Source organism: Bacillus sp. SIMBA_074 (assembly GCF_046534555.1).
In the GTDB taxonomy this organism is placed as follows: domain Bacteria; phylum Bacillota; class Bacilli; order Bacillales; family Bacillaceae_G; genus Bacillus_A; species Bacillus_A mycoides.
Map to the genome: position 1 here is coordinate 1 of NZ_JAWRYM010000046.1, position 16,284 is coordinate 16,284.

General features: G+C 34.4%; 12 protein-coding genes and 3 pseudogenes. 2 read left to right on the forward strand and 13 right to left on the reverse strand.

Translation table 11 applies throughout. The features are described from left to right. Positions 1-234: 234 nt before the first annotated feature. The 4 genes and pseudogenes from SB773_RS28295 to SB773_RS28310 form a co-directional block, all read right to left on the reverse strand. Positions 235-780: pseudogene (locus SB773_RS28295) on the reverse strand (alpha/beta fold hydrolase); the annotation flags it as partial. A gap of 477 nt (positions 781-1,257) precedes the next feature. After that, positions 1,258-2,487, reverse strand: coding sequence for a serine hydrolase domain-containing protein (locus SB773_RS28300; protein ID WP_002084484.1), 1,230 nt, complete (start codon positions 2,485-2,487; stop codon positions 1,258-1,260). Positions 2,488-2,995: 508 nt separating this feature from the next. Further along, positions 2,996-4,528, reverse strand: a complete 1,533-nt coding sequence (locus SB773_RS28305; protein ID WP_131245458.1) for a thiol-activated cytolysin family protein — start codon at positions 4,526-4,528, stop codon at positions 2,996-2,998. Positions 4,529-4,840: 312 nt separating this feature from the next. Next, a pseudogene (locus SB773_RS28310) lies at positions 4,841-4,936 on the reverse strand (DUF4158 domain-containing protein); the annotation flags it as partial. A 163-nt stretch (positions 4,937-5,099) separates the two neighbouring features. On the opposite strand from SB773_RS28310, the pseudogene SB773_RS28315 reads away from it, so the two are divergent. Together SB773_RS28315 and SB773_RS28320 are read left to right on the forward strand one after the other, a co-directional pair. Next, a pseudogene (locus SB773_RS28315) lies at positions 5,100-5,302 on the forward strand (recombinase family protein); the annotation flags it as partial. Between the two features lie 286 nt (positions 5,303-5,588). Continuing rightward, positions 5,589-7,004 carry a S8 family peptidase gene (locus SB773_RS28320; RefSeq protein WP_002128184.1) on the forward strand — a complete coding sequence of 472 codons (1,416 nt, stop codon included), beginning with the start codon at positions 5,589-5,591 and terminating at the stop codon, positions 7,002-7,004. A gap of 10 nt (positions 7,005-7,014) precedes the next feature. On the opposite strand, the gene SB773_RS28325 is transcribed toward SB773_RS28320, so the two are convergent. The 9 genes from SB773_RS28325 to SB773_RS28365 form a co-directional block, all read right to left on the reverse strand. Further along, the gene (locus tag SB773_RS28325) at positions 7,015-8,469 is read right to left on the reverse strand and encodes a sensor histidine kinase (protein WP_002128187.1); all 1,455 of its coding nucleotides are present in this window, start codon (positions 8,467-8,469) and stop codon (positions 7,015-7,017) included. Continuing rightward, complete coding sequence (locus tag SB773_RS28330; protein WP_001014563.1) at positions 8,469-9,149, reverse strand: response regulator transcription factor; 681 nt, start codon at positions 9,147-9,149, stop codon at positions 8,469-8,471. Before SB773_RS28330 ends, SB773_RS28325 begins: the two co-directional genes overlap by 1 nt. A gap of 63 nt (positions 9,150-9,212) precedes the next feature. Further along, positions 9,213-11,060 carry an FtsX-like permease family protein gene (locus SB773_RS28335; RefSeq protein ID WP_002128190.1) on the reverse strand — a complete coding sequence of 616 codons (1,848 nt, stop codon included), beginning with the start codon at positions 11,058-11,060 and terminating at the stop codon, positions 9,213-9,215. Then, entirely contained in the window at positions 11,035-11,814 is a 780-nt protein-coding gene (locus tag SB773_RS28340) for an ABC transporter ATP-binding protein (protein ID WP_002128192.1), read from the reverse strand. The genes SB773_RS28335 and SB773_RS28340 overlap by 26 nt, the downstream gene beginning before the upstream one ends. Positions 11,815-11,839: 25 nt before the next feature. Next, positions 11,840-12,598: an ABC transporter permease gene (locus SB773_RS28345; protein WP_002128193.1), complete on the reverse strand. Its 759-nt coding sequence runs from the start codon at positions 12,596-12,598 to the stop codon at positions 11,840-11,842. A gap of 19 nt (positions 12,599-12,617) precedes the next feature. Further along, entirely contained in the window at positions 12,618-13,448 is an 831-nt protein-coding gene (locus SB773_RS28350; RefSeq protein ID WP_002128195.1) for an ABC transporter permease, read from the reverse strand. After that, positions 13,445-14,179, reverse strand: coding sequence for an ABC transporter ATP-binding protein (locus SB773_RS28355; protein WP_001058380.1), 735 nt, complete (start codon positions 14,177-14,179; stop codon positions 13,445-13,447). The genes SB773_RS28350 and SB773_RS28355 overlap by 4 nt, the downstream gene beginning before the upstream one ends. Positions 14,180-14,294: 115 nt before the next feature. Then, complete coding sequence (locus SB773_RS28360; protein ID WP_002128197.1) at positions 14,295-14,903, reverse strand: flavoprotein; 609 nt, start codon at positions 14,901-14,903, stop codon at positions 14,295-14,297. A gap of 25 nt (positions 14,904-14,928) precedes the next feature. Further along, positions 14,929-16,284, reverse strand: a complete 1,356-nt coding sequence (locus SB773_RS28365; RefSeq protein WP_002167992.1) for a lanthionine synthetase C family protein — start codon at positions 16,282-16,284, stop codon at positions 14,929-14,931.

Below are 16,284 nucleotides of genomic sequence, written 5' to 3' on the forward strand. Positions count from 1 at the left end.
CTATACAAGATAATAAAAAACTACGTGGAAAGACCGCATTTTGTATAAAAATATACGTTAAGTTGATGGATGTGTGGTACCACCCCTTACAAGACAGAATTATCAATCACTGAGTATTAATATTCTATAATTGAGTAACAGCTCCAAAACTGATTTTCAATAGAAAAAAAGGGTTACAAATTCAATTGTAGCCCTTTTTCCAAGTGTTTTTGTTTTATGCGATTCCTATAATGATTATAAGAGTGAAGTATGGTTCGAAATAGCGCTGATTATATGAACCCAATCGTCGCAATGAATCTCGTGCCCCGATCCTTCGGTTAGTAATACAGCATGGGGAATTCCATTAACAAGAGCAAGACCATGCTCGTATGGAAGCACTGTATCTTCTGTACCGTGGATAACCAAAGTAGGTATATTAATTTCTTTTAACTTCCCCTCATAAGAATCATCGCCTTTAAGAAGTGAGTGATTAAACATACTGAGTAGGTTATTTGCTCGTTTTATTTCTTTTTCTACCTGCTTATAAGCCCTCTTCTCATCGAACTTATGCTTTGAACCACAGAGTAACACTGATCCTGTAACCAAGTAATTTGCAACAGATTCTTCATCCGACCAATTTAGTTTGGCCCCATTAGCATGGTAAGTGAGTATCTTCTCATCGATCGGAGGCAAATTCCGTTTGTTGTCTTCAGAGCCAAAAATACTTGATGCAATCAAAGTTATACTTAGAACTCGCTGAGGGTTCCTCAAGGCTACAATTTGAGCAATCATTCCACCCATTAGAAAAAGCAGGACAATAATATTAAATTGGCTTCCATTCGCAGGAGTTTAAGCCTTGTATTTATGACTATTTGGTTAAGCAATCGATATGTTGTGCTGAAACGTCAATATATTTAAAAAAGGATCTCTCTTGATAAAGAGAGATCCTTTTCTTATTTCTTCTTCTTTTCTGTCGGTTGGCTTTGTTTAGCGAAATTAGATGAATCATCGAAATTCGGTTGCTTTTTACCAGCATTATTACTTCTACCTTTTCCCATATGTAATGCACCTCCCCTCATCCTTACTATTCCCAATAAAAAAAATCCTCTTGCATCCAAGAGGATTTTTTATTTGGCTCTTATTAATAATCCCAAACTGTTCTCGTAGTACTTCCAACACTTCCCGTCCTGCCATAGCTTTTAACCATGGTGTTGATGGTGGCCATCATGCGTATAATTTGTCTTGGAGTTTTCCTTTAAACAATACCTAAGTTCGGTTTCAGTCTTCGATTGCTTGGTAGACCGTGGTCCAGAAGTCTTGGATAAGATGCGATGGGGCCGGAGTTGACATCCCAACCTGGGTGAACAGAATTCCAATAAACTGTTTGTCTGGATCAGCGTAAGCTGTAGTGCCAGTTCCGCCATCCCAGCCGAATTGACCGATAGACGCGTAGTCTCCAAGATAGGTACGCACCCCCATCCCAAAGCCCCAGCCACCTTGTATCCCTTGTCCAAACGACAAATGGACGTTGTTTTTGGCCAAATCGTCTCGGTATACTTGTTGTTCAGGAGTAAGACGGTTGGTGGTCATCAGCTGGACTGCGGGCCTAGACAGAATCCGTTTGGTTCCGTGCATCCCTTTGTTCAACAGCATCTGCAAATACGCGTGATAATCGTCGATGGTTGCGAGCAGCCCACCACCGCCTGCTTGAAATGCTGGAGGTTTGCTGTAACGTCCGCCTGTACCCTCATCCCACACGATGAACTCACCTGTCTGCGGATCTGGGTTGAAGGCAGGTGGAAGCCGGTCAATCTTGAGCTCAGGCACGTAGAAACCAGTGTCCTTCATTCCCAGTGGATCGAATATGCGTTCGCGCAGGAACGACTCGAATGTCTGACCCGTGACCCTGGCAACAAGAATGCCGAGCACTTCAATACTGATATGATACTGCCACCGCTCTCCGGGCTGGTAGCTTAGCGGAAGTGCACCTAGGCGACACATAAACTCATCTGGATCGGGCATATCCTGCCCTGGCGTGTCGAATATCCCACTCTCGAAGAACGCGTTCATGATCGGAGAACCCATCAACGTGAGATCCACTCCGAGACCGAATGTGGAGGTCAACAGGTCTCGTACAGTGATAGGACGCCGTGCTGGGACGGTCTCTTCCAGTGGACCATCGGGCTGTTTCAACACCTGCCGGTCAGCGAGTTCGGGCAGCCATTTGTCTACTGGGTCGTCTAAATGCAGTTTGCACTCGTCGAGCAGAACCATTACTGGTGAAACTGCGATCGGCTTGCTAGTGGACGCCAATCGAAAGATCGTGTCCCGACGCATTGGTGCGCCACCATCATGCCTCATTGTTCCAAGCGCTTCGACGTGCGTCTCCCCGTTTCGGCTGACTAAGGCGACGAGCCCAGGAATCTTTCCAGAATCGACATGCTGCGCCAGTACATTGCGCATTTTGCGCAATCCTGTTTCAGAAAAGCCTTTATTGTTTTGTCCCATTTTGTTCTCCTTTAGTTTAGATTGAGATTTCTAATACATATTGACAATCAATTATTAGTTCTTCAAATAGAAAAATTCCCCTTTTTAATAATTTCGACAAAATGTATTTATGTATATGGAGGCATCATACATCACTATCAACCTAAGATAAATTTATATCCATAATTCACAGAGAACGTTATTCTTTTTGTAGAAATATACAGAAAGGATGGCGATGTGTTGCTATCCCATTGTAGATTAAGTAGGAAGAGGCACTTTGAGGATAGTGCCTTTTCTTTATAAAAAATCCAAATGCTGATACATAATGAATTAATAAAGATAGGCTAATTTAAATTTATGGGGATTTAATAATAAGGAATGAAATCATTGAAAACATTCATGCAGCCATTAAAAAATATGATTATAAGATTTGCGAATTGATTATGATATATTTGAAAAACGCCGATATACTTTCAACTAAGTAAAAAAGCGCCCTGTAAACAGGGCGCTTCGGACGTATACGTTGCCTTTAATTATGATTAATATTAGCAGTTGGGTATAATGTTGTTCCTCCAATTGAGACCTTTATTTCATTTGTTAACGGAACATTTTGTTCATTAATAATTGTTCTCCACCATTCCCATGCAAGACCTGTACATTCTCTCGCTACGACTTTTACATTTTTTGAATTCGGTGGAAGTGGTATGACTGTAGAGAAATGAGCAGTTTTGTCTCTACCGCTTCCTTCCCAAGTTTTATGTGTTAGTACTTCTTTCCCATTTTGATCATATGAGAATTCATCCCAAGATACATCAAATTGAGCAACATATGCACCGTAATGATCAAGCGTCATTTTAGCACTTGAATATTCTGTAGTTGTAGTCTCAATATAATCTGCATTGTTATGAACAGCCACAGTTGAATTATCTTTTAAGAAAGTGCTTGTATATGAAATTGGGTATGCTGGATTTTTAAGACTTAATTCTGCATTATCTTTAATGATATTTCGTATTTCATTAAAATCTTTTGTAACAACCTTGTTATGCTCTTTTGAATCTCCACCTAATACTACAGCGGTAAAAGTACTTTCTTCAAAAATATCTTTGTACTGTCCACTCGTTTCCACGCTGTTATTCTTAAGTAAGGCTTTAAAGGCAGCTTGTACATCTTTGCTCTTAGATGTTGTTTCTAACTTCACATAAATTGTTCTGCCATAAGCTACATGTGACACCATAACAGGGGGAGCCGCATTACTTACCCCTTTACGAGTTAACTCACTAAAAGTAACACTATTATCAAAAAGATCTGATGGATTGTTAGGTAGTTCAGCACTTACTGTATAAAATATTTGCTTATATGCCGCAACCATCACTTTTTTCTCTCCATTTGCAATCGCATTAAAGTCAATGTTCAGCCCATTATCAAGATATTTAGCGTTAACATTAAGAGCACTTGCTATTTGTGATTTACTATAAACCATAGATTCTGCATACTGCATTCTTGCAGGTAACGTATGTGTTGTTGAATACTTTTCATTCCAAGTAGATACTAAATCATCTACTGCCCCAGACACATTACCATATGTTGGATTTGGAACGGTTATTGTATTTTCTTTTCTCATGCCAGGTAAGTCTATACTAATATTCAAAGGTTTTCTCTTAGCCACTAATAAACTAGGTTGATTATCTGCAAAAGCTTTATTTGCAAGTTGTACGGCTCCTGGATAAGTACGATTAGCCACAGAATCAATAATCGAAATATCGACTGGTGAAGTTGTAAGTGATTTTTTCTCACGTTCAACTACTACAAATTTACCATTTGAATTGATACTTTCTTTCGGAACAAAACTCTCTACTCTATCACCATTTACTGCTAAAATATCTCTACTATCATACTTTAAACTTGCTATGCCAGTATCAATGCCACTAGCATTTTTTGTTGCATCATTTGCATTACCTGTTTGTGTTTCCGCGAAGGAAATAGATGAATAATTAATAGTGCATAAACTAACTAATAAACATGTTAGAAATTTTATTCCTTTGTTGTTTTTCTTAATTTCCAAAAAATAATCCCCTTCTGTTTTTCGTATTAAGGTATGATAATTATTTATAAATAATTGCCAAATAATAAACTTACATAAATACTTTTAAAAGTTCTTGAACTAATGGAATTACTCCACCTAAAAATTTCAAAACTGCCATTGCGATTTCCATATTATTTCCTCCTCTTTTGTTGTTGCTAAGATGTGATTTATCTTTATGTTTTTATTATAGTAAGCGCTTACATTATTATCAATACATTCTTATATGTAATATTGCATATGAGAATGTAGCAGGTTCCCTTTGCATTGTTAATAAGAGTAGCATTAATCATATTTTCCATTCTCAGATAATGGTCTTCCTGGAAAACGCAAGTAAGCAATTTGTATGGAAAATCCTAATCTATTAGCGACTCCACGTTGTTTTTTTACTTTTTCAAATTAGAAGCACTCCATATTTAAACTGGTCTTTGAATCGTATATATTTTAAATCCATCCCAATAGAGTGTACTCTATTGATACAATTATAGTAAACTTATAAAATCTTAGTTAAGAGCGTCTCATAAGACTTAATCTCAAAAAAGGGGGTAATGTTTTGCGGAAAATCGGTTATATACATGTCAGTTCGACTAGCCAGAACCCTTCAAGGCAATTTCAGCAACTGAACGAAATTGGAATGGATATTATTTTGAAGAAAAAGTTTCTGGAGCAACAAAGGATCGCGAGCAACTTCAAAAAATGTTAGAGGATTTACAGGAAGGTGACATTATTTATGTTACAAACTTAACTCGGGATACCCCCTATTTACTTTAGGATACTTTTTTAATTTCATTCACTCATTAGAACAAAAAAATTGATGGCTTCTCCACCAAAAGAATTATGCTTCGGTTTTTAAAGTAACTCCAAAGAAAGTAATATTGCGCTAAATACCACTTATATGTACGGTATATACAGATTTGAAATTCTGAATGATTTGTTACCTTATTTATAGGATCTAAGTGGAATTATAAAGTGGGCAATAGGGCCTTGTTCTGCGGTTCATCTTCAAATTCTACCTCCAATTTATAAAAGTAAGGGGATAATTATGAAAAAACAAGCAATCACTGTCATTTCAACCGCGTTAACGTGTTTTTTACTTTCTAATGTAGGACATGCTCAGGAAAAACCTAAGCAATATTACACCGTTTTATTAAAAGACCCATCAAAATTTGAGCAAGGCATCACTGAGATAAAAAAGGAGCATGGAGAAATTACTTATACTGTCCCGGAGATAGGACTCATTCAATTCAAAGGAGATACACAAATTTCTAAAAATCAATCTCCCTTATTTGAATCAGTTAATCCTTCTTTGCAAGTCGAAAAACCAGAGGTTCCTCATTCCATAAAAATGCCTAATTTATCAACTCTTTCAACAAAAACATTAGATACAAACCTACCTCCCTTATGGGATATGCAATGGGACATGAAGGAAATTACTCATAATGGAGAAAGTTATAAAAAAGAAACTGGCTCTCATAATGTGGTTGTTGGAATTATTGATTCGGGAGTCGATGTGGATCATCCTGACTTAGTAAAAAATCTTATTCCTGGATCTAAAAACTTCGTTCCAAAGGGAGGATTGAGAGGTACTGAACCTGAAGAGACAGGTGATATTAATAATATAAATGATATCAATGGCCATGGAACTCTCGTTTCAGGATCTATTGCTGCAAATGGGGAATTAAAAGGCGTGGCTCCTGATACGGGAATCAGAGCATATCGTGTATTTGGAAATAAATCAGCTGATGCAGCCTGGGTCATTAATGCCATCATCGAAGCAGCTAAGGATGATGTAGATGTTATCAACCTTAGTCTTGGTTCCTATTATGTAAATGGAAAAGTCTATGAAAATGGAAAACTTGTAGACAATGGATGGGCAGAAGTAGAAGGTTACAAACGTGCTATAGAATATGCCAATCAGCATGGTAGTGTAGTAGTAGCTTCTGCAGGAAATGATTCTGTAAACGTGGCTAATAAACAGGAGCTAAATAACTTTCTTAAACAAAAATATGAAAAAGAGGGGAAAATATTTACTGGTGTAGGAATAGAAGCACCTGGGGAATTACCAGGTGTAGTAACAGTATCATCAACCGGTCCAACCGGACAACGTTCTGTATTCTCTAATTACGGAGAAGGGGTCATTGACATATCTGCTCCAGGAGGAGATTATCGTTTATGGCAACAATATGGCGAAGAGGTATGGTGGAATACTGGTCTTTTCCGACAAGAGGAAGTACTGACAACTTTTAATACTGGAAGATACTTATTTGCCGCTGGTACATCAATGGCAGTTCCGAAAGTATCCGCTACACTAGCTCTAATTATCAATCACTATAATTTTAAAAATCAACCGAAAAGATCAATTTCACACCTTTACAAAAACGGAATAAAGAAAGATATAGCACCTGATAAAGCCTCTTGGGGGAACGGACAGCTGGACGTATATAATGCTATTAAATAATGAAAAGGAACTATGACAATTCATAGTTCCTTTTTTCGTTACTAAAAAGAGAATGTATCGTGAATGAAATGCATGCCCCTTGAATCTCATTATTTTCAGCATGAATTTCTCCACCGTGTTTTTTAACCAATTTTTCCACGATATACAAACCAAGTCCATGATGTAGTTGATTTGACCTTGAAAGGTCACCTTGGTAGAATTTACTAAATAAAAACGGAATATCTTTTGTATTAAATCCAACTCCAGAATCCGAGATAGAAAAAGACATAACGTCTTTTTTCACCTCCACTTGCACATCAATTCTTCCTTTTTTTGGAGTAAAACGAATGCTATTAGAAATAATATTCGTAAGAATTTGATGCAAACGATTCGGATCAAGTGCAAACTTAAGATTTTTTTCTTCTGATTTAATAAGTAAAGTATAGGTTAATTGTATATCTTCATTTTCTGCCAATTCCTTAAACTCTTCAAGCATTTCTGGAATCATTTCAGCTGGAGCTATATTACAAATCATAAGAGTGAAATCAGGGTTGTCCACTTCAGAGACTCTCCTCATTTCTTCTGTTAAATGCAATACTCTTTCTGTATTATTCTTAATTGTTTGCAAGTAGTGATGAATCCGTTTTTGATTATTTGGCATGGGTTCCATTAATACTTCTACATGAGACAAAATAATAGTTAACGGTGTTCGCAAATCATGTGCAATGGAAGCAACCATATCCCGACGTTCCTGTTCTAATTTCCATTGAACATACAATGAATTTTTTAATTCTTCCTTCATACTATTGAAAGAATCAATTAATATACCTATTTCATTTTCACTTTCATATTTTATTTCAAAGTCTAAATCCTTGTTTTTAATTTTTTGTGAGGCCATTATTACCTCTTTGATAGGTTTATTCAACTGTTTTCCTAAACGCTTAGCTAATAAATAAGAATAAAGCGTTAAAAATATAAAAGGAACAAGAAAAGCAATAATAAATACATATTCTATGTAATAATCAATAGATGCAGCTAATATGTATCGTACAGCAAGCACACCAACTAGTTTACCATTACTTATAATTGGAATGTATTTTGTAATTAGTTTACCATTTTGAGTAGATGTATTTATTTTATGATACACTTCTTTATCATTTTTCAATAATTCATCGCTCAATGTACCATATAATCTATTTCCATTCGTATTCATAACTTGATAAGTAATTCCTTGCATTGGAATCACTTTCTCTAGTTTTTTTTGATAGGATAAATCTACTATTTTATCCCCATTCATTTCTACAAATTTTTCAATGCTGGGCACTTGTTTTTCATAATGGTTGGCAGGTAAAACAGATTTTTCATTATAAATAAAAAGAAAAGAGTATATTAAAATTAACGTACAAACCGTACTGACAATACTTAAAAATATTACAGCTGCAAATGTTAGAATAAATTGGTTTTTCAACGATAATTTTTTTAACATTAACATTTCTCCAACTTATAGCCAACTCCCCATACGGTTTTAATATGGTAAGTTGACATACCTAAACTTAACTTAGCTCTTAAGTTATTAATATGTACTATTATTGTATTGAGATCCCCAACTGCATCCAGCCCCCAAATTTTTTCATAAATTTGTTCCTTAGAAAAGATTTGTCCTAGATTTACCGTTAAAAGCTCTAATATTTTAAACTCTTTACTCGTTACATCTATTTTTACTCCATCAATGAAAACATCATGCTGTGAATAGTTAATGGTCAAGTTTCCTAAGAAACGTTGATTTTGCAAGTTTACACGTTCTCTTTTCTCACGCCTCAAGTGGGCCTCAACACGTGCAATTAGCTCCTTAACTTGGAATGGTTTTGTAATATAGTCATCTCCACCTAAAGTAAAGCCTTTTACTTTATCTATTTCTGAATGTTTAGCACTCAAAAATAGAATCGGGCATTTTATTTGTTCACGAACGACCTTACAAAATTCAAAACCGTCCATTTTAGGCATCATAATATCTAAAATGACTAAATCAACTTGTGTTTTTAAATGATCTAGCGCTTGTTCTCCATTGTAGGCCTTGAGAACTTTATAATCACGATCAGAGAATATATCAGAGAGTACATCTACAATTTCTGACTCATCATCTACAACAAGAATCGTTCCATTCATAAAAAAACACTCCTTTCTAGTTTAGATTAAAAATCTTATTATTTTTTAAAATATATTTTCTTGTTAATTAATATTCTTTTCATGAACAACTTTTTTATAGTAATAGTGGTTTGAAATGAAGAAAAATATTAATTGGAAGACTAAGAAAATAAAAAATATTAATATTATTGAGTAAATTTTAATTCCTCCCAATATATTTTGCAAGGCGTAGATTGCTATAAATAGATTTATCCCCCCCAGAATAATTGGTACAAAGAAAATTATAGCAATTTGAACCCTTAATGTTTTTTTTATTTCATTGAAATTCAAACCGATTTTTCTTAAAGAGTGAAATATTTTTCTATCATTAGATATATCTTCATATAACTTAAACCAAAGAAGACTGGATAAAGCAATTAACAAGATAAAACCGATAAATAATGCTATTATCCATAAAACTGAAGTTAATTGAACTGTATTTTCATAATGTAGAAGACGAACACTGGACTGTTCCTTTATCTCTAAAGGGAGTGTCTCAAATAATTTTTTTAGTGCACTATAACCCTTATTATTTTCCTTGAAATCTAATGTGTAAAATGAAACATGTTGAGTAGGTAATGATCCCTTCTCTAATTCATTAAAAGTATCTGCTGGTACAAAAGCTACATTATCTATCCGAGATACCGAGTTAATCGCCTGTTTTTCGACCATATTTTTTACTATCAATTCTGTATTACCGTTATTTGTTTGGATATGCAACTTATCGATATTCTCATTTTTTTTACTAAATAACAGGTTATCTTTTTTTGTTTCTGTCCAGTCCTTTATAAAGAATGAATCTGTTTGTAGTATAAAGGTTTTACCTTCTCCCTTTGATGAATTCAGTAATATACCTTCCCATTTTTTCTTATGAAATCCCTCAACCTCTCCTTTGAAGTTTTTCTCTAAAGCAGATTCTAGTGTATTCTCTTGTTTTTTATCAACAATAAATATAGCTGGCTGTGGGTGGCTATTTCGCATTCTTTGATCATTCAACTCTGAATATAAATATATGGAGCTGATTAATATCATTATCATTGATAAGAGTATTGAAACAAGGAAGATAATTTTAGCATTATAATAAAGTTTTTTCCTTAGACTTATAAATATTAGCATTCGAATGCCATTTAAATGCTTTTTTTCTTTATTGATTAAATAGGATACAGTTCCTACTAATCCGTGCGAACAAAAAAGGTACGTTCCTAATAATAAAAGAGCAGCTACAGGTAGAAAAGAGAATAATAGTACGGGTAAAGATGCATTAAGGATAAAAACATAAGAAATAACCAAAATTAACAGGGAAATAATGAATTTCTTCTTTGAAAACCTAGGTAAATCCTTTGGTTTTCTTGTCTCTTGAAATAATTCCAAAACAGAAATGCGTCCGATTTTATAATAACTACGCAATGAAACAAAAAAGAACAGAACTCCAAACAAAATAACTGTAAAAAAGGTAGCAATTGGAGAGAAGAAATAGGAAAATGACTCGCTTAAGAAGAGAGATTTCCCGATGAAATCAAAAAAGCTTTTGGATAGTACTATACCAATCATAATCCCAATTAAGATAGAAATTGCTCCAATTATCGAATTTTCTAAAACTATGATAATAAATAATTGTTTTTTTGAAGCTCCGAATGTTTTCCAAATACCAATTTCCTTTTTCCGTTCAGTAAGAAAATGGTCATAAGAATATGAAATGAAAAAGCATGAAAATAGCAAGATGATGAATTCACACGCAATTAACAGTTGCTCTATTCCAGAAACTTTTGGATATGAAAGAAATGCTGCGTACATATAAAAAATTGTAACTGATAGAATACAACTTACAAGATACACTATATACAGTGAAAGATTGCGAGTTATATTTTTAAGTGCGAGTGAAAATATTGACATCATTCTCCCCCACTTCCTTAGAGATATAGAGTAGTATACGTTGATTGAAACTGAATTGCTTTTCTTCATGGGAACGTTGCATCTCATGAACAATCTTGCCATCTTTCAAAAATATGACCCTGTTGCAAAAACTAGCAGCTACAGAGTCGTGAGTTACCATTAAGATTGTTGATTTATGTGTTTCATTCAATGTTTTTAGTATATTCAATACATCATAAGCAGATTTTGAATCTAGATTTCCCGTCGGTTCATCAGCAAATAACAGATAAGGATCGTTAATTAACGAACGAATAATAGCAGCTCTTTGCTGTTGTCCCCCAGAGATTTCATAGGGATACTTTGGCAAAAGCGGTTCAATATTTAGTTCATTCACTAATGTTTCGAGTTTATCCCTAACACCCTTTTTGCTCCCCATTCTTAAAGCTGCGGGTAGAAGAATATTTTCTTCAATTGTTAAGTGATCTAACAAATTGTAATTTTGAAAAATAAAACCAATATTTTCGCGACGATAATTGCTTAATTGATCACTATTCATATTAGTTAAATTCTGTCCCTTAATTGTAATTTCTCCATTTGAAGGAAAATCAAGAGAGGAAAGCACATTTAAAAGTGTAGACTTTCCACTCCCTGAAGGTCCCATAATCCCTACAAAATCTCCTTCATGAACAGTTAAGTTGACATTATTTAAAACTGGATATTCTTGGAAATTAGTTTTATAAACTTTCTCAATTCCTTTAGCTTCTAACATAATCATGGTAAACCTCCCTTCTATCCTTTTATTAACATGTAAATTCTTTTTTATTCCAAATGCTTATACAAACGCTAACACTAATAATCATGATACCTAGAATCAGGACGTATAAACTGTTACTTCCTGTGCTGAGAGCATGGAAGATACTTTGAACGGATAATAAAAAGAACGATAACTGACTTATGTACAAGCAGCCGATGTAAATTCCAATCAGAAGGAAAAAGCTAATAACTGCATTTGAAATTATGATACTTATTAAACTAGCAATAGCTAAACCACACATTTGAATAATAAAAAACAATCCATATACTTGTACCGTATAGAATATTGCCTCTATAGAGGTCTTTTGTTGACCGTAGAAAGTAAAAGCATCATCTGCTTTAAAAAACACCAACCCAAGTACTATGCCAATAAAAAGAACAACAAATAAGTAGAGTAATACCATTACAGAAAGAGAAAACCATTTTGACATAAGAAAGGTTAATCGTTGAAAAGGCCTAATTAAAAATAGACGATATGCTCCTGAGTTGTATTCTACATTTAAGCTATTCAAGAAACATACAGGCATGAAAATCAAAGTAATTAAGAAAGAAGATTCCTTTAATAAAAACCATGAAAAATTCCAAGAATTTAGTGGCACTTGTTGCCCATCATTATAAATCCCAACCCCATAGTACTTCAAAAACCAAGCTTGAAGAAAAACAATAACAGTAAAAATCCCCAACATCCATTTACTTTTTTTCTGATTCCATAGTCGTTCCCATTCACTTATAACTAATGCTTTCAATTGAACTCCCTCCTAGTTTTCAAATAAAATAATCTCTTTTCACAAATGACAAGTATGCGAACATTCCAAATAAGAAAATATAAATCGCTTCCACTATAACAATGTAAATGTTTATACTATTACTTGATGAAAGTAGAAATGCTATACCTGTATGCTGAATTTTAACGATTGACATGTACATAAGATGTAGTACAGTATTAGCGCTAATTATCGTTTGGCTAGAGAATTCTAAAATCTGTGGAATTGCAATAGCAAAGAAAATAAAGGCCACCCCTGATCCAAGAGTGATCATCGTACTTCTACTTAACGCCCCTATTAATGTAAATACAGAAACAATACAAATCATAGTAATGAAACATGCAAAGAAATACTTTAAGTTATATAGTATCGCCCCTGCAATAGAAACCTTGGTTTCATCTATAAATGTTATTAATGTATCTACTTTTGGAAAGAATAAATAGCCTGCTATGGAATTAAAAATCCAAAACAAAGTTAAATATAGGAACATGGTAGTTAATATAGTAGCAAGCTTAGCTACAAAAAGTTGTGAGGTAGAAAATGGACGAATCAAAATCATTCTTAATTGTCCATTTTCTACTTCATGCGCTATAACAGTAGAAATCAGTATTATAGCGATAATATTAAACGAAACCACAAGATGCTCAGAAATACTTATTATAGGAAAATTTAAAGCAGTAACGTAATCTGGTCTTCCAGGAGAAGTATGTTGATTCCAGTTTAGATAATATTTAACTGACGCAACTACCATTAAAGGTAAGAAAAACAAGATTATCCAAGTTATTTTTTGCGTCCAAAGCCTTTCAAATTCAGAAATAAAAAGCCCCCTCATGATGTCATCATCTCCACAAACACATCTTCCAACCTTTTTGTTGGATCTGTAATTAACTCTTCTTTCCTTCCTTGGGTGATAAGCTTTCCATTTCTAATTATGACAAGGCGGTCACACATTTGCTGAATTTCATCTAGTAAATGGCTTGAAATAAAAAAGGTTAAATTTTTCTTTTCACGAAGTTCAAGAATTAATTCCCTTAGCTCTCTCATGCCCATAGGATCCAGACCATTGGCTGGCTCATCTAATAAAATAACATCTGGATCACCTAGAAGAGCTTGTGCAATCCCGAGTCGCTGTCTCATTCCTAATGAATAATTTTTAATTTTCACATCTGCATCGTCAGTTAACCTTACAATAGATAGTATTGCTTCTACTTGTTCCAATTGTTCTTTTCGAGAAAGAGCAGGGTATAATCTCGCTAAATTTTGTAGCATTTTTCTACCCGTCATATACGGGAAGAATATTGGTGATTCGATAATTGCGCCCATATTCATCAAAGCCTGTTGTCTATTTTGATTTACATCTTGACCACTTATTTTTATGACTCCTTTTGTCGGGCGAATTAATCCTGTAAACATACGCATAACAGTTGTTTTTCCTGCCCCATTCGGCCCCAGAAAACCACAAATATCTCCTTTATATATTTTAGTTGAAAAATCATTTACTATTGTCTTGCCACCTACAGTTTTTGTTAAGTGATTTGCTTCTAAAACTATTTCATTATTCATATAAAATCCCTCCTTATGGACTAATATAGAAGACAAATATTAAAAAAAAATAAAGAAAAGAAAAAAAATAAAGAAAAGAATAAAGAAAAGAAAAAAACTCACAAAAATGTGAGTTTTAGTGCATTTCAACCGTTTCATGTACAGTTACTGACTTTCTTTTCTCAAATTCCTTAAAGAGTATATGCAATACTTCTTGATTATTAGGTAAAACATAGTTCGGTTTCAAAGACATAGTCGCAATTTCAAAAGCTGTTGTTTTCAAAGGCGGAATCACTATATGATCATATTCTTTTAAAAGTTTAACATTATTCTGAACTACTTTTTTCTCCCACATTAATTTGTTCATATTAGGAAAAAAGAGAACTGGTTTATCATGAGCAAGAATGACTGTACTTAATAAATCATCAGCTAAACCATGAGCTACTTTTGAAATAGTATTTCCTGTAGCTGGTAATACCATTAGTAAGTCTGCCCATCTAGCCAATTCCACATGACCTGGTTTACCACTTAGGGTAAGTTCCTCATCGATAAATACCTCATTACAATATAATTTCACGGTTTCTGCAGGGATAAGTTTTATTGCACTTTTTGTCATGATAACCTTTACTTCACTAAAATTCGCTTTCAATATAGCTAAATATTGAAAAATTCCAGCTACTGCAATAGAGCCGCTTACTCCTACTAATATTTTCTTAGAATTAAGCAATTGATTCATTTGGTTCATACTGTAACATCCTCTCAATTCTTGATTAGGAAATTAGAAATACTCCGTCCCACCATGGTTCCTCTACTGCGCTTAGACTTAATAATGTTAAAAGTACACCACTTACACCTTCCAATAGTCCTACCTTGTTTAGCTCGTTTGAAGTCTGCTCATTGGATTGTAAGTCTTTAAAGCCAAATGGTGCTTGAGGATCATATGCATCCATTACATAATCTATTAATTTTGTAATGGATTGCATCGATATTTCCCCATCTTCATCTTTTGCCATCCTAATAGACATTTGTAATAATCCCGCTCTTCCATGACAAAATGTTGGAGAAGATAAATCCCATTCTTCCTCACTTTGCAAAAGTGTATCTTGATAAGAACTTAATGCAATTTTCATGGCCTTCTGATCCTTCAAGGATCTCCCAGCCAGATAGAGAGCTCTTGCTACTCCTGGATTTCCATAGCACCAGCCTTTTCGCTTCGGATACACGTGGTATGATTGGTCATTGACCACTTCTTTAAAACTAAGCCTCGCAGGCCACGAACCTTCATCTTGCCATTTTATTAGCCAATCTATCATTTTACGAATCGCTTGCTTTTGTCCAGGAACTTCAATTCCTTGTTCGATAGCCAACGCCATCAAGGAAAGTGGGCCAGGCATTCCATGAGCATGGCCGCAATTGAAATTCCCATCCGGAAATAGTATCTTATCTGTTTCCAAAAACTGATTGGTGTACGGTACGTACCAACCAGGTAGAACTTCTCCATTCACCTCAATGTCATTAGACATATTAATAAAACAATTGAGAATTTGTTTGAGTGCTTCCAAATTTGATTCAAGTTGAATATTTTGCAGTAAATAACGCCCTACTCCAGTAGCACCTTGGATTGTATCGTACATAAATGGATGAACACCACATTCTTCTTTCCCGTAGTTCAATACAAGATGTAACTGCGAAAGTACAAATTCATTTAACTTTTGTAAAAATATATGATATCTTTCATAGTTACGCGAAGCATACGATGTCGCATACGCAATACCAGAAACACCGCCAAACATAGAAATACTATTCACACCTTGTTTTTCTATTGCCTTTTGTATTTCTACCAAGTGACTATGTGCAATAAGATCCCATCCCTCTTTTGGAAACTGTCGATCTAATTCTGCAAATAACATTATAGTACCTGGATAACCATGGGATAAAGTAATGGGGTCCCATGGATGAAGTGTTCCTCCATTTGGTATATTATCAGGCTCCATAACAATTTTTTCTACATACATCGGATCCTTTAATTGCTCTGCTATATCACGAACTAACTTTAATGCTTTATTTCTTTTTTCAATACTAATTCCCTGTAACCAAAATGACTTTTTTTCTGTAGTTAATTGCAT

Bases quoted from the DNA above. Each gene is read 5' to 3' on its own strand.
- SB773_RS28300 (WP_002084484.1), bottom strand. From the start codon at position 2,487: ATGGGACAAAACAATAAAGGCTTTTCTGAAACAGGATTGCGCAAAATG.
- SB773_RS28320 (WP_002128184.1), top strand. From the start codon at position 5,589: ATGAAAAAACAAGCAATCACTGTCATTTCAACCGCGTTAACGTGTTTT.
- SB773_RS28325 (WP_002128187.1), bottom strand. From the start codon at position 8,469: ATGTTAAAAAAATTATCGTTGAAAAACCAATTTATTCTAACATTTGCA.
- SB773_RS28330 (WP_001014563.1), bottom strand. From the start codon at position 9,149: ATGAATGGAACGATTCTTGTTGTAGATGATGAGTCAGAAATTGTAGAT.
- SB773_RS28335 (WP_002128190.1), bottom strand. From the start codon at position 11,060: ATGTCAATATTTTCACTCGCACTTAAAAATATAACTCGCAATCTTTCA.
- SB773_RS28340 (WP_002128192.1), bottom strand. From the start codon at position 11,814: ATGATTATGTTAGAAGCTAAAGGAATTGAGAAAGTTTATAAAACTAAT.
- SB773_RS28350 (WP_002128195.1), bottom strand. From the start codon at position 13,448: ATGAGGGGGCTTTTTATTTCTGAATTTGAAAGGCTTTGGACGCAAAAA.
- SB773_RS28355 (WP_001058380.1), bottom strand. From the start codon at position 14,179: ATGAATAATGAAATAGTTTTAGAAGCAAATCACTTAACAAAAACTGTA.
- SB773_RS28360 (WP_002128197.1), bottom strand. From the start codon at position 14,903: ATGAACCAAATGAATCAATTGCTTAATTCTAAGAAAATATTAGTAGGA.
- SB773_RS28365 (WP_002167992.1), bottom strand. From the start codon at position 16,284: ATGCAATTAACTACAGAAAAAAAGTCATTTTGGTTACAGGGAATTAGT.